This is a genomic window from Komagataeibacter melaceti, from assembly GCF_003403295.1.
Lineage (GTDB): Bacteria > Pseudomonadota > Alphaproteobacteria > Acetobacterales > Acetobacteraceae > Komagataeibacter > Komagataeibacter melaceti.
The window spans coordinates 89233-109012 of the sequence record NZ_QUWV01000041.1 but is presented as its reverse complement, the minus strand read 5'-3'; the positions used below and the strand labels follow the sequence as shown (position 1 = coordinate 109012).

Here is a 19780-nt window from a genome sequence, read left to right as displayed (position 1 = left end):
GGCGCGGGGCAGGGGCCTTAGCGGCGTGCCCGCCGGGCGCGGGGGCCGGCCTCCTCGCCAAACAGTTCGGACAGTTTCTTCATCATGGTGCCGCCCAGTTCCTCCGGGTCGGTAATGGTCACGGCGCGACGGTAGTAACGTGTCACGTCATGGCCGATGCCGATGGCCAGAAGTTCGGTGCTGGTGCGTGTCTCGATGTGGGCGATCACCTCGCGCAGGTGATTTTCCAGATAGGAGCCGGGATTGACGGATAGCGTGCTGTCATCCACCGGCGCGCCATCGGAAATCACCATGAGGATGCGCCGCGCCTCCGCACGCGTGGCCAGCCGCCGCTGTGCCCAGAGCAGGGCCTCGCCATCAATGTTTTCCTTGAGCAGCCCCTCACGCAGCATCAGCCCGAGGTTGCGCCGCGCACGCCGCCAGGGCATGTCCGCCGCCTTGTAGATGATATGCCGCAGGTCATTCAGCCTGCCGGGGTTGGCGGGCTTGCCCGCTTCCACCCATGTCTCCCGACTTTTGCCGCCTTTCCATGCGCGGGTGGTGAAGCCAAGCACCTCCACCTTCACCGCGCAGCGCTCCAGCGTGCGGGCAAGGATGTCGCCACACATCGCGGCAACCGAAATCGGCCGCCCGCGCATGGAGCCGGAATTGTCGATCAGCAGGGTCACGACCGTATCACGGAACTCCGTATCCCGCTCACGCTTGTAAGAAAGCGACAGCCTCGGGTTGACCACAACGCGCGACAGGCGCCCGGCGTCGAGCATCCCTTCCTCAAGGTCGAATTCCCATGCCCGCGTCTGCTGCGCCATGAGCTTGCGCTGCAACCTGTTGGCCAGCTTGGACACCACGCCCTGCATGCTGACAAGCTGCTGGTCCAGCGTCTGGCGCAGGCGGTACAGTTCCTCGCTGTCACACAGGTCCTCGGCGGCGATTTCCTCGTCAAACGCGGTGGTAAAGGCGTGATAGCCGGGCGCGGCGTCCTCTTCCGGGCCAGTGTCCTCGGCGGGACCACCCGCTTCCTCCGACCCGCTGGCAGCGCCGCCCTGTTCCCCGTCTTCCGGTTCGTCGTCACCGGTTCCCACGCCCTGCGACATCTGCATGGGCAGGGCGTTTTCATCTTCCTCCGGGCCATCATCCTGCGGCTCGGGGTTGGTGTCGTCGCCCTGTTCCTCGTCCTCGGGGGCGGCGGTATCGGCCTCGGCCGTGCCATCATCCGCCTCTTCCTCCGGCATGACTTCCTGCGGCAGCAGGTCACAGGCCATGAGCAGGCGGCGCGCGGCCTGTGCGAAATCCTTCTGGTTTTCCTGCCGCGTGGCCATCTCGTCCAGCGCGCGGGCGGCCGCGGGCGGCAGGGTCTTTTCCCACCCCGCCATAAGCTCGCGCATGGCGGGCGGCACGGGGTGGCCGGACATGCGCGCACGCGCCAGCAACCCGAGGGCGAGCGGGGTGGGCAGCCTGTCGGGACCGGGCAGGCGGTCCAGCCCCAGATCGGCACATTCCTGCGCCAGCCGGGCATCAAGATTGGCCGCCACGCCACTCATGTGCCGCGCGCCCAGGCTTTCCACCCGGGCCTGCTCGAGCACGTCGTACACTTCCCGCGCCTCACCCGCCGGGGGGCGGGCGGTTTCATGCAGCCCCACGTCATGATGGCGCAGTCGCAGGGCGGCGGCATCAGCCGCGCCACGCATGCGGGTCTTTTCCGCATCCGTCATCTGGCGCGAGGGATGTGGCAGGCGGACATGCGTGCCGGTAACGGACACCCCCGACGGCACGGGGCCGTTGAGGAACGAGACCTCCGTCTGCGCCTGCCCGCCCAGCGCGCGCACCGCGCCCACGGTCGCGCGCTTGAAGCGCTCGGCCATGCGGGCTTCGTGTTCCGCCGTGGGAGAGGGCGTTTTTTTCCTGCTATCTCGCATACCTGGCCCGTGCCCTGCCATCAGCCCTTGGGCGCCAACGGGCTGGTGTTGAAACAGCGCTGGTAATACTCAGCCACGGTGGGGCGTTCGGCCTCATCGCACTTGTTGAGGAAGGTAACGCGGAAAGCGAAGGCGAGATCATTAAAGATACGGAAGTTCTCGGCCCAGCTTATCACCGTGCGCGGCGACATGACGGTTGATATGTCCCCCGCGATAAAGCCCGAACGGGTCAGGTCCGCCAGCGCGACCATGCTTTCAACCTGCCTGCGCCCGGCTTCATCCCTGGCCGGGTCGATGTTCATGCGTGCGAGCACGATGGCCGTTTCCTGCGCATGGGGCAGGTAATTGAGCGTGGTCACGATGTTCCAGCGGTCCATCTGGCCCTGATTGATCTGCTGCGTGCCATGGTACAGCCCCGTCGTGTCGCCCAGCCCCACGGTGTTGGCGGTGGCGAACAGGCGGAAGAAGGGATGCGGGCGGATCACGCGGTTCTGGTCCAGCAGGGTCAGGTGGCCTTCCACCTCCAGCACGCGCTGGATCACGAACATCACATCGGGGCGGCCGGCGTCATATTCGTCAAACACCAGCGCGCACGGGTGCTGCAGGCCCCATGGCAGCAGGCCCTCGCGGAATTCGGTCACCTGCTTGCCGTCCTTCAGCACGATCGCGTCCTTGCCGATCAGGTCGATGCGCGAGATGTGGCTGTCGAGGTTGATGCGCACGCTGGGCCAGTTCAGCCGCGCGGCCACCTGCTCGATATGCGAGGACTTGCCCGTGCCGTGATAGCCCTGGACCATGACGCGACGGTTGAAGGCAAACCCGGCCAGGATGGCCAGCGTGGTGTCATGGTCGAATTTATAGGCGGGGTCGATCTCGGGTACATGGTCGGTCCGCACCGAAAAGGCGGGAACCTTCATGTCACTGTCGATGCCGAACACCTCGCGCGCGGACACGACAAGATCGGGGGCCGAAACAGCCGAGATGGCAGGTAATGGCGTGCCGTTGGCATCCACTGCGGCGGTAGTCAGGTCAGCGGGTTCGTTCATCTGCTTTCTTGTCCGTCACTTCGTCTGTTCTGGCCCGCCATGGTGGCGCGCACCCGGTGGGGCCGTGAGTATAGGTATGTACGCAACGATCGGCCAGTCCATCGCCTGCGGGGCATGCCCCGGGGTCAGGCGCTGCGGGCCATGCCGTCGCGCTGGCGGTTCGCCACAAGGTGGGCGCGCACCGTGGTATAGGCGATATTGATGCCCTTGAACCGTTCCTCCGCCCTGCGGTCGCCGCCATTGGCATCGGGGTGATGCTGGCGGGCCAGATCCTTGTAACGCGCCTTGAGTTCTTCCAGTGACACCGGCCAGCCAAGATCCAGCACGCCCAACGGATATTTGAGCGCATCCGGCGCCTCGGCGCGGCGGTCGGCCTGCTGGCGGCGCGCACTAGCGCGTGCACGCGCGGCCCCCTTGAGCAGGTCGAGCGGGTCGAGCACCTCCTCCTCGCTAAAGCCATGGGCCGCCTTGCCCTGTCCCAGCTTCCATGACGGCCGGTTCCATGAAACGTCGGCACGGATATGCGCCTCGATCTGGCCCGGTGACATGCCGCGATAATAATCCCAGCGGGAATTGTACTCGCGTACGTGTTCGAGGCAGAACCAGAAATACGAGTTCAGCGCATCACGCGAACGCGGGGCGCGGTAACCCGCGGGCTGGCCGCAGTCATGCATGTCACAGCAGCGATCCGGCGCGTCGGGATCGGGGTCAAAGGCGCGGTGGCGGGTATTCCTTCTCTTCATCATAATCGTTATGTGCGCCTGTTCATGCTTCGTGCAAGAGCGAAGCTGTGCAATGAATGATCCCGCCATCATGGAGCCGCCAATGAAACAGCACGCAACCGGCCGGGCCGGACGGATCGAAAGCATCATACGCGAACACCTTGCCCCCGTGGAACTCCATATCCACGATGACAGCGCCCGCCACGCCCACCACGTCCATGTGCGCGACAATGGCGTGCAGGCGGGCGAGAGCCATTACAACGTGATGGTTGTAAGCCCCGCCTTTGCCAACGTGAACCGCGTGCAGCGCTCGCGCATCGTGCATGACCTGCTGGCGGATGAGTTCGCCGGGGGCATGCACGCGCTCTCCCTCGTGCTGCGCACGCCCGAGGAACAGGCCCGGATCGCCGCCGCATGAAGCCCGGCTTCCCCTTCGCCACGCGACGGCTGATGATGGGCGGGCTGCTGACCCTGCTGGCCGCCTGCGCGGGCGTGCCCGAACGCCAGACGCTGGACCAGCATGGCGAGATCGAACGGGTTGAAGCCTATCTCAACAACACACACGGGCTGCAGGCCAGTTTCGTGCAGACATGGCCCGATGGCGGCAAGGGGCAGGGCGTCATGCATTATGACCCGGGCCGCCTGCGGCTGGATTACACCACGCCCGGCGCCATGAAGCTGGTGGCTGCCAACGGGCGGCTTTTGTTCGTGGACCACCGGCGCGAATCGGTCACCCGCATGTCGCTTGGCCGCCAGCCGCTGGGCCTGCTGCTGGACCAGCCGGTGCACCTGTCCGGCCAGATCGTGGTGACGGCGGTGCAGCATGGCGCCAACAGCCTCCAGCTTTCGCTTGCGCGCGCGGACAGCGCGTCACAGGGCATCCTCACCCTCGGCTTTTCAGATATCGGCGGCAGGCTGTCGCTGCTGGTGATCGAGATGACCGATGTGGAACGCCAGCATATCCGCCTCGACCTGACGGATACCACGGCCACCGGCCAGAGCTGGCCTGACACGATGTTCACCCTCAGCCCCGACGACTGAGGGAGCAGGCAGCGCGGCTTCAGTCCCGCGCGCCGGGAATCGGGCCGAAACATTCCGGCCACGTGGCGGCGAGGGCAGCGTCCACTGTCGCCATGTCCACCTGCCTGCCAAGCCTGGCCAGGCTGGTCACGCCGTATTCACTGATGCCGCAGGGCACGATTCCCCCAAAGTCGCTCAGGTCCGGGTTCACGTTGATGGCGATTCCATGCCAGCTCACCCAGCGTGAGACCCGCACCCCGATGGCGGCAATCTTTTCCTCCCGCCCTGTGGCCGGATCGACCACCCACACGCCAATGCGATCCGCGCGGCGTTCACCCGTCACGCCCAGGCGGGCCAGCGTGCGGATCAGCCATTCCTCCAGCGTATGCACGTAAGCCCGCAGGTCGCGCGCGGGTGAGAGGCCATGCGGCTTCATCAGGTCGAGCATGACATAGGCCACGCGCTGCCCCGGCCCGTGATAGGTCCACTGCCCGCCACGCCCCGCCGGGTAGGTGGGATAGCCGCGCGGGTTGAACAGGTCCGATTCCCGTGCCGATGTCCCGGCGGTGTAGGTGGGCGGATGCTCCAGCAGCCATACCCGCTCGGGGTGCGTACCGGCCCGGATACCGCGGGCCTGGGCCTCCATTTCCGCCAATGCGGCGGGGTAGGGGACCAGATCTGGCGCATGATCCCATAAAAACTTGCTTTCAGTCATTGCCCGTTCGTCATCCATCGGTTATACGCCCCTTCATCGTCATGACGGTATCGCCCAGTCGATCATCGTTGTCACGTTGCGGCCATGGCGGAATGGTAGACGCGCAAGCTTGAGGTGCTTGTGGGGGCAACCCCGTGGAAGTTCGAGTCTTCTTGGCCGCACCAGTTTTTTTCAAAAAAACCGATACACCGCGGAAACAGCCCTTAGGGGGCTGCGTTCGTGCGTTCATGCCATTGCAATGAATCGCGCGACATCTGCCCGGCAGGCTTCCGCGATGGAATGGCAGGTGTCATAAAAAGGTCACATTATCTTTGCACTGCACTGTTGTAAGTATTTTGTGACCATGGATTTTCGCAAACCCTCCTTCAACCCGCGCGCCAGGGGCGAGGTTACAAAAAATGTCGGCTCCGTCCCGCTACTGGCGTCGTATGAGAAACGTGACCTAGAATTATACCGGGTCATGACGTCATGTTATGATCATGATAAAATGCGCTATTTTTTATTGCCATCTGGCGGGATGCCACGATCGGGTTTTCAACATGAGGTCCGGCACCCGGCTGGCATGGTCCGTATAGCCTGTTCCTGATTCGTACGTTGAGGTAGATAATTAGTGATTAAGCCCCTTAAAAAAGCCGTATTGCCGGTTGCCGGTCTGGGAACACGCTTTCTCCCCGCGACGAAGTCGATGCCCAAGGAAATGCTTCCGGTGGTCGATCGCCCGCTGATCCAGTATGCCATTGATGAAGCGCGCGAGGCGGGAATCGAGGAATTCTGCCTTGTTTCCAGCCGGGGCAAGGACTCCCTGATCGATTATTTCGATATCTGCCACGAACTTGAAGACACGCTGAAGGCCCGCAACAAAACGGCCGCCCTCAAGGCGCTGGAGGCCACCCGCGTCGTGCCGGGCACCATGATGTCGGTGCGCCAGCAGGAGCCGCTGGGGTTGGGCCATGCCATCTGGTGCGCGCGTGAATTCATTGGTGACGACCCGTTCGCCATCCTGCTGCCCGATGACATCGTGCTCAGCAAGACCTCGTGCATCGCGCAGCTTGCGCAGGTCTATGGCCAGACAGGTGGCAACGTGCTGGCCGTAACCGAGGTGCCGCGCGAACAGACCAGCAGCTACGGCATCCTCGACATCGGTTCGGATGACGGCAAGATGGTCGAGGTGAAGGGACTGGTTGAAAAACCCGCCCCGGAAGACGCACCCTCCAACCTGTCGGTAATCGGTCGCTACGTGCTGACGGCGGATGTGCTGAAATACCTTGCCCGGCTTGAAAAGGGCGCGGGCGGCGAGATCCAGCTGACCGACGCCATGGCCAAGACCATTGGCGAGGTGCCGTTCCATGGCTACCGCTACGAAGGCCGACGCTTTGACTGCGGCAGCAAGATCGGCTTCCTGGAGGCCCAGATCGCCTTTGCCCTGGAACGTGACGACCTGGCGGCCGACGTGCGGGGTTTCCTGCAGAAGTATAAATGACCTTCACCCACCGCTTCGACCCGACCTGCCTGCGGGCATATGACATCCGCGGCACGGTCGGCCGGACGCTCAGGGTGGAGGACGCCTACGCCATAGGCCGTACCTTCGGCAGTATCGTGGCGCGGGCAGGGGGGCGGCGCATCGTCATCGGTTATGACGGACGCCTGTCATCCCCATCGCTTGAACATGCACTGGTGGCGGGCGCCATGGCGTCAGGCATGGATGTGCTGCGTATAGGCTGCGGCCCGACGCCGATGCTCTATTTTGCCTCCGCCGAACTGGAGGCGGATGGCGCGATCATGGTCACGGGCAGCCACAACCCGCCGGACCATAACGGCTTCAAGCTGCTGCTGGCCAACAGACCATTCTTTGGCGACGACATCCAGCATCTGGGCCAGATGGCCGCCAGCGGTGACGTGGTGGCGGAAACAGTCGGCACCGTGCGCGATGCGGACATCCGCCCCGCCTATGTGGACCGCCTGCTGCGCGATATTGACGGAACGGGCCGCCCGCTCAACGTGGTGTGGGATAACGGCAATGGCGCGGCGGGAGACGTCATCTCGCTACTGGTAAAACGGCTACCCGGTCGTCACCACGTGCTCAATGCGCGCATTGATGGCAGCTTTCCCGCCCACCATCCCGACCCGACCGTAGCTAAAAATCTGCAACAGCTTATCGCAGCCGTGCGTGCGGACGGGGCTGATCTGGGCATCGCCTTTGACGGGGATGCCGACCGCATTGGCGTGGTGGACAATACGGGCGGTATCCTGTGGGGGGACCAGTTGCTGGTCGTACTGGCGCGCGACGTGCTGCGCGACCACCCGGGCGCGACCGTGATTGCGGACATCAAGGCCAGCCAGACCCTGTTTGACGAGATCGACCGCGCGGGCGGCAGGCCGCTCATGTGGAAGACGGGCCATTCGCTTATCAAGGCAAAAATGGCGGAAACCGGCGCGCCACTGGCCGGGGAGATGACCGGCCACATTTTCTTTGCCGATAAATGGTACGGCTTTGACGACGCGCTTTATGCAGCACTGCGGCTGCTGGACATCGTCTCGCACCTCAAGGGCCCGCTATCCGATGTCCGGCTGGCGCTACCCCAGACCATCAACACACCGGAACTGCGTTTTGAATGTGCCGAAGCCCGCAAGTTTGACGTGATTGCCGAAGTCGCGGCCCGGCTGGAAAAAAGCGGGGCTTCGGTCTCCTGCATCGACGGGGTGCGTGTCACTACGCCCAATGGCTGGTGGCTGCTACGCGCCTCCAACACGCAGGCGGTGCTTGTGGCGCGGGTGGAGGCGGAAACCCATGCCGGGCTGGAACGGCTGAAGGCAGAACTTGGCACGCAGCTTGCGCAATCAGGTGTACGCGCGCCCGATTTCACGGCTGCAGCATCGGGTGCCTGAACGGCACCGCATGCCAGATTGCCGGGGCTGCTCCGCTTCCACGCTGTTTTTTTGTTGAATAGATGGCAGGGGGGTTTAATAAATCCACCTCCGGTCCGATATGCCCGACAGGACCACAATGCAGGACCATCGCAGCATAATGGCGACTCTTCCCTTTCGTTCCTTTCTTGTGCCGGGGCAACTTGTCCGCCACCCCGACCACCCGGAATGGGGGGAGGGACAGGTGCAGTCCGCCATAGGCGAGCGGGTTACGGTCACGTTCACCCATGCGGGCAAGGTGCTGGTTGACGCCACGGTCGTGCAACTGACCGTGCTGTCATAGGTTGATGGCCATGCACCACGCCCCGCTGCCCGATTCCTACGGCCGCCTGCTGACCTACCTGCGCGTATCGGTGACAGACCGCTGCGACATGCGCTGTATCTACTGCATGGCGGAAGAGATGACCTTCCTGCCCAAGGCGGAAATCCTGTCCTTTGATGAACTTGAACGGCTATGCGCCGCGTTCATCGGGCACGGCGTGCGCCGCCTGCGGGTTACGGGCGGTGAGCCGCTGGTCCGGCGCGATGTCATGTCGTTTTTCCGCGCCATGGGCGGCTGGCTCAACCGCCCCGACGGGCAGGCGGGCCTGGATGAACTGACCCTGACCACGAACGGGAGCAGGCTGGCCGAATTCGCTGATGAACTGCGTGCATGCGGTGTCCGCCGCATCAATGTCAGCCTTGATTCGCTCGATCCTGCCCGGTTTTCACGCATTACGCGGCGCGGCAATCTGACCCGCACGCTTGAGGGTATCCGCGCGGCAAGGCAGGCCGGCCTGGCCATACGCATCAACACGGTCGCCATGGCCGGGCTTAATGACGACGAATTCGATACCATGATCGCATGGTGTGGCGAGATCGGCGCCGACCTGTGCCTGATCGAGACCATGCCCATGGGCGAGACGGGCGAGGACAGGACCGACCGCTACCTGCCGCTCATGGATGTACGCCGCGACCTGTCGCAGCGCTGGACGCTGGAGCCGATCGACTTCCGCACCGGCGGCCCCGCGCGTTATGCCCGCATTGCCGAGACCGGACGCCGGATCGGCTTCATCACACCCATGACCCATAATTTCTGTGAAAGCTGCAACCGCGTGCGCCTGTCCTGCACGGGCAGGCTTTACACCTGTCTGGGGCATGAGGGGGCGACCGACCTGCGCGCGCCCCTGCGTGATGGGGCGGATGACCGGGCCATGATGGAGCATGTGCGCGCCGCCATCCTGCGCAAGCCACGCGGGCATGATTTCCTGATCGGGCGCAGCGCGGATGATCCCGCCCGCGTAACCCGGCACATGAATGTTACGGGCGGCTAGGTCTGCCGCCCGTCCCGCAGCGCATCTTCCAGACTGACATCAAACTGCCCCGGTCGCAGCGGTTGTGGCTGGGTGGGGGCAGGGGACCATCCGGTCATGATGGCGATATGCAGGTCCTGCGCAATGTCACCATCCACGCCACGGGGCAGGCGGGCCATGGCGTCAGCCAGCAGGGCGGGGGATGTCATGGCCCGCGTGCGCTGGCACAATGCGTTCGTCTCGCCCGCATGGCGCAGGTCGGACAGCAGGCCCATCGGGGTCTGGTAGGACAGATGGATCACATCCCCATCCGCCACCGGCAGCGCAAACCCCGCGCGCTGCAGCAGGGATGCGCAGTCCCGCAACCCCGGAAAGGGCGAGACACGCGGCGAAACCCCGCCACGGCTGGCCATCTCGGCCTCCATCAGCGCATGGCGCAGCCCGCCCAGTGTCGGCAGTACCGGCATGCAGGCCAGGAACAGGCCATCGGGCACCAGCACGCGCCTTACCTGCGCCAGCAGCCCCGGCAGGTCATTGACCCAGTGCAGCGACAGGCAGGCCACCACAAGGTCAAAACTGTGGGGGGCGAAGGGCAGCCATTCCCCATCCATGCAGACGGCAGGCCCCGCGTCACGCGCGCAGATGCGTGGCGACAGATCGGCCGCCACGGTGTCGATGCCGCGTGCGCGCAGTGCCGGGGCCACCACGCCTCGCCCGCCAATATCCAGCGCGGTGCTGAAAACACGCGTCACATCATCCAGCCGGTCAAGCAGGCGGGTGGCGGCCTCCTCCAGCACGGGCTGGACCTGATCAAGATCCGGCACGGCCCGGTCGCGGTGCAGGCGCACTGTCCTGCGGTCGAATATCTGTGGCACGTCCATGCTCATGCCTGCCGGTGTGCCCGCGCGCGTCATTCCTGCCAACCCCACGATCATGTGAACACATGAACCACCATTCCTTACCCCCATGGTGGCGGCGTGCCGGTGAGCGGATACTCGATACGCTGTTTCCACCACACTGCCTTGGCTGCGGCGCGGCAGTAACACGGGCGGGGCATCTGTGCGGGAACTGCGTGGCGCAGTTACAGCTCATCACCGCGCCATTCTGCCATCGCTGCGCGCAGCCCTTTACATCCCGCGCGGCGGCCGGTCCCGCCATGACCTGCGCCTCCTGCGCCAAAGATCCGCCACCATGGCGCGAAGGCAGGGCGGCCATGGTGTATGACGACCTGCCGCGCCGCCTGATCCTGCCGCTGAAATATGCCGACAGGACGGAAAATGTACGGCTGCTGGCACGTTACCTGGCCATTGCGGCGGCGGATGTGATGGGGGATGCCCCCCTGCTGGTGCCCGTGCCGCTGCACCGGCGGCGGCTGTTTACCCGGCGCTACAACCAGGCGGCCCTACTGGCGCGCGCGCTGGGGCGGATGACGGGGGCGGACGTGCTGCCCGACGCATTGGAGCGCCCACGCGCCACCCCGCCGCTGGAAAGCGCGGGGCGAGCGCGGCGGCAGGCCCTGATGCGTGGCGCGATTGGCGTAAGGCCGGGCAGGGCGGGGGCCATTGCGGGGCGGAACGTCATTGTGGTGGATGATGTCATGACCACCGGGGCCACGCTGTCGGCCTGCACACATGCCCTGCTGGCGGCAGGTGCGGCGCGGGTCGATGTCATTGCCGTGGCGCGTGCCTGTGGCCAGCAGGAACAACAATAGGGTAAGCTGGGCGCAACACACCGTTGCACGCAAGTTGAAACGGACAGACCACCAGCCAAGTGAAGGTTCCATGCCCGCCATCGACATCTATACCCAGCCCGGCTGCCCCTACTGCATCCGCGCAGTACGCCTGCTGACACAGAAGGGCGTGCCCTTCAATGAGATCAACGCCCCGCATGGCACCCCGGAACGCGCGGAATCCACCAGCCGCTCCGGTGGCCGCACCACCGTGCCGCAGATCTTCATTGACAACACGCCCATTGGCGGCTGCGACGACCTGATGGCGCTGGAACGCGCCGGCAGGCTTGACACCCTGCTGGGCAAGGACTGAGTGCAACACGCGGAGAGGGCATGATCCGGTATCAGCTACGCTGTGACGCAGGCCACGAATTCGAAGGCTGGTTTCCCGGCAGCGGGGCGTTCGAGCGCCAGGCCGAAAACAACCTGCTGTCCTGCCCGCAATGTGGCAGCAGCAATGTCATGCGCGCGCTCATGGCCCCTGCGGTCCATACCGGCGGCGCACCTGCGCCCGCCGCCGAATCTCCCCCGCCACCGCCTGTCACGCCACCCGGCCATGCGCCTGCGGGAGTGCCAGATGCCGTGATCGCTCTGTTACAGAAAATGCGTGAGACGGTTGAGAAACATTGTGATGATGTGGGCGACCGTTTCGCCAGTGAAGCCCTGGGCATGCATCGTGGGGAGAAGGAGGCCCGCGCCATTTATGGCAGCATGACGGAACAGGAGCATGCCGAACTGGATGAGGAAGGGGTGGAAGTCCATTCCATACCGTGGGTCCGCCGGGCCGACAGCTAGAGAGAACACGCAGGCGTACACGGCGCGGACAGCCGCCGGGCCACGCGCCGTCTCGGGGAGCGATTTGAGATGCAGGACAGCAAAAGGAACAACGGTGCACCAGGGCGCGAAAGCCGCTTTGCGCCACGCAGGGCGGCGCGGGCCGCTGTCATGCTGTGCGCCATGGCGATGGCTTGGGGCACGGGTGCTTCGGCCGCCCATGCCCAGAGCCATACCCCCGGGTCGCAGCCCGACGTGATCGGGCTGTGGATGACCAAGGACCATGACGGCGTGTTCGAGATCAGCCACTGCGGGCAGCAGTTGTGCGGACGGCTGGCCGGGCTGCGCTACACGACCGAAATGCCGCGCGACAAGCGGGGCGAGCCGGAATGCAACCTGCCCATGCTGAACGGGTTCACGCCGGACCCCGATTCGCCGGGACACTGGAACGGGCGCGTGACCGACCCCGATAACGGCCATGTCTATCACGCCAAGATATGGGTATCCCAGTCGGGCGACCTGAAACTGCGCGGTTTCGTGGCTGTTCCTTTATTTGGTGAAACCGAGACCTGGACCCGCTATACTGGCACGATTGGCCCCGCGTGCAAGCTGCCCTGACGGCCCGCCAAGATTTTTTACCCGACTGGCTTTAACTGACTGGGATCGCCTTTTTTCCATGAGCTGCAATATTTCGCGCCGCATGTTCACCACGGCGCTGGCTGCCTCCGGCCTGCCCGTCCTGTCCCGGCGGGCCATGGCCGAAGCTCCGGCCAAGCCCCGCATCATCTGCTATATCGGTGGCTATACCCAGCATGGCCCACCCGGCGGCGCAGGCAATGGACAGGGCATTTCGGTCTTCGAAATGAACCCCGATACCAGCAGCCTTTCACCACTCATGACCTATGTGGACATCGCAAGCCCGTCCTTTCTGGTCATGTCGGCGGATTGCAAGCATCTCTACGCCCTGAGCGAAATCAATGATTTCAATGCGAACGGGGAGGGGTGCGTTACCGCGTTTTCCGTCAACCGCTCCAGCGGGGAGCTGACCAAGCTCAATGTCGTGCGTTCGGGCGGTGCGATTCCTGCGCATCTGAGCGTCCATGCCTCGGGCAAATACGTGCTGGTGGCCAATTACATGGGCGGCACGGTGGGCGTCCTGCCCATCCATGCCGATGGCAGCCTGGGCGACCCGACCGACGTGGTGCACAACACCGGCCCGCGCATGCCCGACCGCGCCAGCGACAACCCGCCGGGCAACTTCGCCATAAGTGACCATTCATCCTCGCATGTGCACATGGTCAATTCCGATCCGTCAGGCCGCTTCGTGCTGGCGTGTGACGCCGGGCTGGACCGGGTATATGTCTGGACGCTGGACCTCCATACCGGCCGCCTCATCCCCGCCAAGATCCCGTTCATCAACATGACGCCCGGCTCCGCGCCGCGTCATTTCGCCTTCAATGAAAAAGGCACGATGATCTATATCCTTGGCGAGCAGGATTCGAAGGTGGTCGCCGCCACCTTCAACCCGCAGACGGGCGAGATCGTGCCCCAGCAGACCGTCAGTACGGTCACGCCGCATTTCCGCGGCAGCACGCTGGCGGCGGGCATCCTGCTCTCACCCAACGGGAAATACCTGTACGTCTCGAACCGGCTGGGTGATTCGCTGGCGAGCTTCCACGTCAATGACGACGGCACGCTCAACCTGGTGGACGAAATCTGGATGCATGCCGATTACGGGCGTTCGATGATGTTCGACCCCAGCGGCAATTTCCTGTTCTGCGCCAACCAGCGCAGCGATTCGGTCACGTCCTTCCGGGTCAATGCCCAGACCGGCGTGCTCGACTTCACATGGAATTTCACCCCCGTGGGCAGCCCGACCACCTTCGCGTTCATGAACACGATCTGACGCGCACCCGTTCCCGCGTCTGTAAATGGACAGGCGCGGGAACGGGACAGTCAGGGAAGGGGCCGACGCCCCCGGTCAGTCACGCACCCGGATCAATCACGCACAAGCGCCGCGATGTAGTTCACCGCCATGTCGCGGCTCTCCCGCCAGCCACCCAGCCCGGGCACCATTCCGGCCACATCGGTAATGCGCAGGCCGGAGCGGGCGGCGTACTGCCCCAGCTCGGCAGGCGTGATGAACTTGCGCCAGTCATGCGTGCCGACGGGCAGCAGGCGCAGCACGTATTCCGCCCCGATCTTGGCCATGGCCATGGAGCGCCATGTACGGTTCATGGTCGAGACCACCATCACCCCGCCGGGGCGCAGCATGCTGCCCAGCATGCGCAGGAATGCCGCGGGGTCGGTCACATGCTCGATCACCTCCAGCGCGGAAATCGCGTCAAAGCGCGCATGTTCCGCCACCAGTTCCTCGGCACTGCCACAGCGATAGACCAGCGGCCCGGCGGTTGCGGGCAGGGCATGCTGGCGCAGGTGCAGCCTGCCCGCCGTAATCGCCGCCTGGGAGGCATCAAGCCCGGTCACGTCAAATCCGGCGCGGGCAAAAGCCTCGCTCGCCAGGCCGGCGCCACAGCCGATATCAAGCAGCGTGCGGCGCGTGCCGTCCGGCCCGAGGGGGGCTGGCATGTGGCGCAGGCTCCAGTCCGTGCGCAGGTCATTCATGGCGTGCAGGGGGCGCATCGGGCCTACCGGGTCCCACCACCGGCTGGCCAGATCGCTGAAATGGGCGATCTCGTCCGGGGCGACCGAATCTGCCGCCAGAACGGGCGAATCGTGATGCTGCATGAGTGCACCGCCTTTCATTTGGCTTTCTCCCGCTGGACGCGGAAGCTGGGGGGTTGTATGTGACGCGGCTTGCGCATAACCGCAATGCCCCGGATCGGCCAGCAGGCCCACGTTCGGGACAGGATGTAGCCTGAGCAGGATGGAGCCGTTATTCCGATGTCCCCTACCGTACCGCGGATCGTGATGAAATTCGGCGGCACTTCCGTCGCTGATCTTGACCGGATTCGGGCCGTGGCGGAAAAAGTCCGGAAACAGGTCGAGGCGGGGTGCGAGGTCGCCGTGGTCGTCTCCGCCATGTCCGGTGTCACGAACCGCCTTGTCGGCTATTGCCGCGATCTTTCCCCCCGGCATGATGAACGTGAATACGACACCGTCGTTGCCACTGGCGAGCAGGTCACCAGCGGCCTGCTGGCGATCGCGCTGCAGAACCTGGGCATCAAAGCCCGGTCGTGGCTGGGCTGGCAGATCCCGCTGCGCACGGACGATGCGCATGGCAAGGCCCGCATCGAATCCATTGACGGCACGGCGCTGATCAGGAGCATGCAGGCGGGCGAAGTGCCGGTATGCGCGGGTTTTCAGGGCATCGGCCCCGATGGACGGATCACGACGCTGGGGCGTGGCGGGTCCGATACATCGGCCGTGGCGCTGGCGGCGGCGCTGAAGGCGGATCGCTGTGACATCTACACGGACGTGGACGGAATCTATACAACCGACCCCCGTATTGTTACCAAGGCACGCAAGCTGCACAGGATTACCTACGAGGAGATGCTGGAACTGGCATCCGTAGGGGCCAAGGTGCTCCAGACCCGTAGCGTGGAACTGGCCATGAAGGAGCGCGTGCGCGTGCAGGTGCTGTCCAGTTTCAATGACGGCCCGGCACCGGCCGAAGGGCATCTGCCCGGTTCATTAGTCGTGGATGAGGACGAAATCGTGGAACAGGAACAGGTCGCCGGAATTGCCTACTCCCGGGATGAGGCCAAGCTTTCCGTCCGCCGGGTTCCCGACCGCCCCGGCATCGCTGCGGCGGTGTTCGGCCCGCTGTCGGATGCCAACGTGAATGTGGACATGATCGTCCAGAGCACGGGCGATGACGGCATGACCAACATGACGTTTACGGTCAGCAAGAACGACCTTGCCCGCGCCATCGCGGCGCTGGACGCGCACCGCGCCACCATCCAGTACGGCGAACTGCTGACGGATAACGATGTTGTGAAGATAAGCGTCGTCGGCGTGGGCATGCGCTCGCACGCGGGCGTTGCCAGCACGATGTTCCGCACACTGGCCGAACGCAACATCAACGTGCAGGTCATCTCCACCAGCGAAATCAAGGTTTCGGTGCTGATCGCCGCCGAATATACCGAACTTGCGGTACGCGCCCTGCATACCGCCTATGGCCTTGATGCGGCGTGAGCAGCACTGACATGACAGCCCCCGGCACATCCGACATCACAGCCGCCATGGCCGATCCCGCCCGCCGGGCGGAAGCCCGTGCACGGCTCGACCACCTGTGTGGCCGGGGCACACGCTTCCTTGGCAGTGAATACGCGATTCTGGCGGGTGCCATGTCGTGGGTCAGCGAGCGCCATCTCGTCTCCGCCATTTCCAATGCGGGCGGCTTTGGCGTGCTCGCCTGCGGCGCGATGGAGCCGGAACGGCTGGCCGAGGAAATCGCTGCCACACAGGCCCTGACCAGCCGCCCGTTTGGCGTCAACCTGATCACCATGCACCCCCGGCTTGATGACCTTGTGCGCGTCTGCCTGGATGCGGGCATTACCCATGTGGTGCTGGCGGGCGGAATCCCGCCGGGGCCGGTCATCCGCGCCATCAAGGAAGGCGGGGCGAAAGTCATCGCCTTTGCGCCTGCGCTGGTGCTGGCCAAGCGCCTGGTCCGGCTGGGCGTCGATGCGCTGGTGATCGAGGGATCGGAAGCGGGCGGGCATGTCGGCCCGGTTTCCCTGACCGTGCTGGCGCAGGAAATCCTGCCGCATATCCATGATGTGCCGATCTTTGTCGCGGGCGGACTGGGCCGGGGGGATGCGATCCTGTCCTACCTTGAACTCGGGGCGTCCGGTGCGCAGCTTGGCACGCGCTTTGCCGCATCACGCGAGAGCATTGCTCATGAACGCTTCAAGAAGGCGTTCATCCGCGCCAACGCACGTGACGCAGTAACATCCGTCCAGCTTGACGAGCGTTTTCCCGTCATTCCCGTGCGCGGGCTGAACAATGCGGGTACGCGCAACTTCCTCCAGCATCAGGCCGAGACGCTACGCCGCTTCCAGGCCGGGAAACTGACCAAGGAAGCCGCACAGCTTGACATCGAGCACTTCTGGGCCGGTTCCCTGCGCCGCGCGGTGATTGAAGGCGATGTGGAAAACGGTTCGGTCATGGCGGGCCAGTCGGTCGGCATGATTACGGCTGAGCAGCCGGTTGCCGAAATCATCAGGGAACTGGTCGATCAGGCCATTGACGCCCTGATCCGGCAGGAGGAGAGGGCACGCCACGGATGAGCGACGGCAAGCGCATGTTCCGATCCACCCCCGCGACGCCAGACGCAACACCCGAAGCCGGGAAGGCAGCGCCTTCATCGGTTGGTGACGAACTGCGCGCGAAGCGGGAGGAAATGGGCTGGAAACTGCCTGATGTCGCGGCCTGGCTGCGCATCCGCCTGTCCTATCTGGAAGCGCTGGAGGGTGGTCGCCCCGGTGAGCTACCCGGCAGCGCCTATGCCGTGGGTTTCCTGCGCACGTACGCCAAGGCCCTTGGCCTGAATCCCGAACCGCTTGTCGAACGCTTCAAGGCCGAAAGCCGTGGTGCGTTCACCCGCCGCGCCGAACTCTCCTTTCCCGTGCCGCTGCCCGATCGCGGGCTGCCGACGGGCGTGCTGCTGTTATGCGGCATCGTCATTCTGGTGGGCGCCTATGCGGGCTGGTACCGGCTGACCGGATCGCCCGATGTCAACCATGATGCGCCAGCCCGGCTGACGCTGCCGGGACTTTCCTCGGCCACGACGGCATCGCCGCAGGTGGCATCCGTCCTGCCGCCGGCCGATGAACAGCCGGTGCCCCCGCCGCAGCCCCTGCCACCGCAGGAACGCGAGGCCCTGACCGGCACGCCCGCCACACCCCCGGCCACGGCGCCCGCACCGGTCCCGCTGGCTCCCACGCCCGCGCCCCAACTGGAAAAGATGGGGGGTGATCCCGTTCCCGCGCAGGTGCCGGAGCCGACGCCCGCCCCCACGGACAGCATTACCCTGAGCGCGACCGCCCCGACATGGGTGCAGGTGCGCAAGCCCGGCGGCCCGGTGCTCTATGACCATGTCCTCCAGCCCGGTGAGACATGGCAGACACCACAGGGCCTGTCCGGACTTGAACTGACAGTTGGCAACGCGGGTGGGCTGACACTTTCCGCCGCAGGGGTTACAACACAGCCACTGGGGCGGAACGGGGAAGTCAGGCGCAACATCGTGCTGACCCCGCAGGCAGTGGCGGATGGGTCCGTCCTGCGTGCGCAGGCTGTGCCGGTTGCGCCACCCGTAACGGGAAATGGCAATAATCCGCCATCGCCCCTCCCGCCGCATGTTGATCCGGAGTAGAATGGTCTTCTCTGGCATGGTCCACTCCGGGGCGCATGCCAAAAACGGCATGTTACAGACCCCGGACCACGCCGCGCCCCGCCATAGCGGGCCGGAGCCGAAACCGCCGCCTTATCTGGAGGGCACAGAATGAGCAGCTATCGTCCTTATCAGCACATCGAACGCCGCAAGTCGCGGCAGATCCATGTCGGCAATGTGCCGGTCGGGGGGGATGCCCCGGTTTCGGTCCAGACCATGACCAACACGCTGACAACCGACGCCGAGGCCACGATCGCCCAGATCCGCCGCGCGGAACTGGCGGGCGTGGACATCGTGCGCGTGTCCTGCCCCGATGAGGAAAGCACGGCGGCACTGGCCGAAATCGTGCGTGAGGTGAATGTCCCCATCGTGGCTGACATCCACTTCCACTACAAACGCGCCATCGAGGCCGCGAAGGCCGGGGCCGCGTGCCTGCGCATCAACCCCGGCAACATCGGCAGCGCCGAGCGTGTGCGCGAGGTCGTCAATGCGGCGAAGGACCATAACTGCTCCATCCGCATTGGCGTGAACGCCGGTTCGCTGGAAAAGCACCTGCTTGAGAAATACGGCGAACCCAACCCCGACGCGCTGGTGGAAAGCGCGCTGGAACACGCCAAGATCCTTGAAGATCATGACTTCCATGAATTCAAGATCAGCGTGAAGGCGTCGGACGTGTTCCTTGCGGTCGCGGCCTACCAGCAGCTTGCCGATGTATGCGACCATCCGCTGCATATCGGCATTACCGAGGCTGGCAGCAAGCGCGCGGGCACGGTCAAGTCCTCCATCGGGCTTGGCAACCTGCTGTGGGCGGGCGTGGGTGACACCATGCGTGTCTCGCTTTCGGCCGAGCCGGAAGAGGAAGTGCTGGTCGGCTGGGACATCCTGAAGTCACTGGGCCTGCGCCACCGTGGTGTTAAGATCATTTCCTGCCCGTCCTGCGCGCGTCAGGGCTTCAACGTGATCCAGACCGTGCAGACGCTGGAAGACCGGCTGGCCCATATCAAGACGCCGCTGACCCTTTCCATCATCGGCTGCGTGGTCAATGGCCCCGGTGAGGCGCTGATGACCGATATTGGCGTAACCGGCGGTGGCTCCGGCCGCCACATGGTCTATTCCGCCGGGCGGCAGGACCACACCATGCCGGCAGGCGACATGATCGAGCATATCGTCGATCTGGTGGAAAAGAAGGCCGCCGAACTTCAGGCGGAAGACGCAACCAACACCCCGGCGGAAGAAATGGCCCGTGAGGCCACCATGTCCCCCGCGGACTGAGCCATGCGGCG

Annotated in this window: 21 protein-coding genes and 1 tRNA gene; 16 read left to right on the top strand and 6 right to left on the bottom strand. The window is 64.7% G+C overall.

Going from position 1 to position 19780, the window contains the following annotated elements:
* Positions 1–17: 17 nt before the first annotated feature.
* The 3 genes from DY926_RS05745 to DY926_RS05735 all read right to left on the bottom strand — a co-directional run bounded on the left by DY926_RS05745 (position 18) and on the right by DY926_RS05735 (position 3708).
* On the bottom strand, positions 18–1916 hold the full coding sequence (locus DY926_RS05745) for a cobaltochelatase CobT-related protein (protein ID WP_116702482.1): 1899 nt from the start codon (positions 1914–1916) through the stop codon (positions 18–20).
* Between the two features lie 20 nt (positions 1917–1936).
* Entirely contained in the window at positions 1937–2962 is a 1026-nt protein-coding gene (cobS, locus tag DY926_RS05740) for a cobaltochelatase subunit CobS (RefSeq protein WP_116702481.1), read from the bottom strand.
* 125 nt (positions 2963–3087) lie between these two features.
* Positions 3088–3708, bottom strand: a complete 621-nt coding sequence (locus DY926_RS05735) for a J domain-containing protein (RefSeq protein WP_116702480.1) — start codon at positions 3706–3708, stop codon at positions 3088–3090.
* A gap of 79 nt (positions 3709–3787) precedes the next feature.
* On the opposite strand from DY926_RS05735, the gene DY926_RS05730 reads away from it, so the two are divergent.
* Both DY926_RS05730 and DY926_RS05725 read left to right on the top strand, forming a co-directional pair.
* Positions 3788–4102: a BolA family protein gene (locus tag DY926_RS05730; protein ID WP_116702504.1), complete on the top strand. Its 315-nt coding sequence runs from the start codon at positions 3788–3790 to the stop codon at positions 4100–4102.
* Entirely contained in the window at positions 4099–4725 is a 627-nt protein-coding gene (locus DY926_RS05725) for a LolA family protein (RefSeq protein WP_116702479.1), read from the top strand. The genes DY926_RS05730 and DY926_RS05725 overlap by 4 nt, the downstream gene beginning before the upstream one ends.
* A 19-nt stretch (positions 4726–4744) precedes the next feature.
* Here the strand turns inward: DY926_RS05725 and lipB are convergent, their stop codons facing one another.
* Positions 4745–5437, bottom strand: coding sequence for a lipoyl(octanoyl) transferase LipB (gene lipB, locus DY926_RS05720; RefSeq protein ID WP_116702478.1), 693 nt, complete (start codon positions 5435–5437; stop codon positions 4745–4747).
* Positions 5438–5497: 60 nt separating this feature from the next.
* On the opposite strand from lipB, the gene DY926_RS05715 reads away from it, so the two are divergent.
* The 5 genes from DY926_RS05715 (at position 5498) to moaA (ending at position 9657) form a co-directional block, all read left to right on the top strand.
* Positions 5498–5583 (top strand) — tRNA-Leu (locus tag DY926_RS05715).
* Positions 5584–6029: 446 nt separating this feature from the next.
* Positions 6030–6899 carry a UTP--glucose-1-phosphate uridylyltransferase GalU gene (gene galU, locus DY926_RS05710; protein WP_116702477.1) on the top strand — a complete coding sequence of 290 codons (870 nt, stop codon included), beginning with the start codon at positions 6030–6032 and terminating at the stop codon, positions 6897–6899.
* Positions 6896–8305: a phosphoglucomutase/phosphomannomutase PgmG gene (pgmG, locus tag DY926_RS05705; protein ID WP_116702476.1), complete on the top strand. Its 1410-nt coding sequence runs from the start codon at positions 6896–6898 to the stop codon at positions 8303–8305. The genes galU and pgmG overlap by 4 nt, the downstream gene beginning before the upstream one ends.
* A 100-nt stretch (positions 8306–8405) precedes the next feature.
* The gene (locus DY926_RS05700) at positions 8406–8627 is read left to right on the top strand and encodes a DUF3553 domain-containing protein (protein ID WP_116702475.1); all 222 of its coding nucleotides are present in this window, start codon (positions 8406–8408) and stop codon (positions 8625–8627) included.
* Between the two features lie 10 nt (positions 8628–8637).
* Positions 8638–9657: a GTP 3',8-cyclase MoaA gene (gene moaA, locus DY926_RS05695; protein WP_116702503.1), complete on the top strand. Its 1020-nt coding sequence runs from the start codon at positions 8638–8640 to the stop codon at positions 9655–9657.
* On the opposite strand, the gene DY926_RS05690 is transcribed toward moaA, so the two are convergent.
* Complete coding sequence (locus DY926_RS05690) at positions 9654–10523, bottom strand: methyltransferase domain-containing protein (RefSeq protein WP_116702502.1); 870 nt, start codon at positions 10521–10523, stop codon at positions 9654–9656. The two genes, moaA and DY926_RS05690, sit on opposite strands and share 4 nt — an antisense overlap.
* 56 nt (positions 10524–10579) lie before the next feature.
* Between DY926_RS05690 and DY926_RS05685 the strand changes: the two genes are divergently transcribed.
* The 5 genes from DY926_RS05685 (at position 10580) to DY926_RS05665 (ending at position 14045) form a co-directional block, all read left to right on the top strand.
* Complete coding sequence (locus DY926_RS05685) at positions 10580–11347, top strand: ComF family protein (RefSeq protein ID WP_116702474.1); 768 nt, start codon at positions 10580–10582, stop codon at positions 11345–11347.
* Between the two features lie 70 nt (positions 11348–11417).
* On the top strand, positions 11418–11678 hold the full coding sequence (grxC, locus tag DY926_RS05680) for a glutaredoxin 3 (protein ID WP_116702473.1): 261 nt from the start codon (positions 11418–11420) through the stop codon (positions 11676–11678).
* Between the two features lie 20 nt (positions 11679–11698).
* Positions 11699–12160: a DUF1178 family protein gene (locus tag DY926_RS05675; RefSeq protein WP_116702472.1), complete on the top strand. Its 462-nt coding sequence runs from the start codon at positions 11699–11701 to the stop codon at positions 12158–12160.
* Positions 12161–12229: 69 nt separating this feature from the next.
* The gene (locus DY926_RS05670) at positions 12230–12757 is read left to right on the top strand and encodes a DUF2147 domain-containing protein (RefSeq protein WP_116702471.1); all 528 of its coding nucleotides are present in this window, start codon (positions 12230–12232) and stop codon (positions 12755–12757) included.
* A gap of 58 nt (positions 12758–12815) precedes the next feature.
* Positions 12816–14045, top strand: coding sequence for a lactonase family protein (locus tag DY926_RS05665; protein WP_116702470.1), 1230 nt, complete (start codon positions 12816–12818; stop codon positions 14043–14045).
* A 92-nt stretch (positions 14046–14137) separates the two neighbouring features.
* On the opposite strand, the gene ubiG is transcribed toward DY926_RS05665, so the two are convergent.
* The gene (ubiG, locus tag DY926_RS05660; protein ID WP_116702469.1) at positions 14138–14887 is read right to left on the bottom strand and encodes a bifunctional 2-polyprenyl-6-hydroxyphenol methylase/3-demethylubiquinol 3-O-methyltransferase UbiG; all 750 of its coding nucleotides are present in this window, start codon (positions 14885–14887) and stop codon (positions 14138–14140) included.
* A gap of 156 nt (positions 14888–15043) precedes the next feature.
* On the opposite strand from ubiG, the gene DY926_RS05655 reads away from it, so the two are divergent.
* The 4 genes from DY926_RS05655 to ispG all read left to right on the top strand — a co-directional run bounded on the left by DY926_RS05655 (position 15044) and on the right by ispG (position 19769).
* Complete coding sequence (locus tag DY926_RS05655; protein ID WP_116702468.1) at positions 15044–16297, top strand: aspartate kinase; 1254 nt, start codon at positions 15044–15046, stop codon at positions 16295–16297.
* 47 nt (positions 16298–16344) lie between these two features.
* Entirely contained in the window at positions 16345–17394 is a 1050-nt protein-coding gene (locus DY926_RS05650; protein WP_408886033.1) for an NAD(P)H-dependent flavin oxidoreductase, read from the top strand.
* A complete protein-coding gene (locus DY926_RS05645; RefSeq protein WP_116702466.1) occupies positions 17391–18479 on the top strand; it encodes a helix-turn-helix domain-containing protein in 1089 nt (362 codons plus the stop codon). Before DY926_RS05650 ends, DY926_RS05645 begins: the two co-directional genes overlap by 4 nt.
* Positions 18480–18608: 129 nt before the next feature.
* On the top strand, positions 18609–19769 hold the full coding sequence (gene ispG, locus DY926_RS05640; RefSeq protein ID WP_116702465.1) for a flavodoxin-dependent (E)-4-hydroxy-3-methylbut-2-enyl-diphosphate synthase: 1161 nt from the start codon (positions 18609–18611) through the stop codon (positions 19767–19769).
* Positions 19770–19780: the final 11 nt, after the last annotated feature.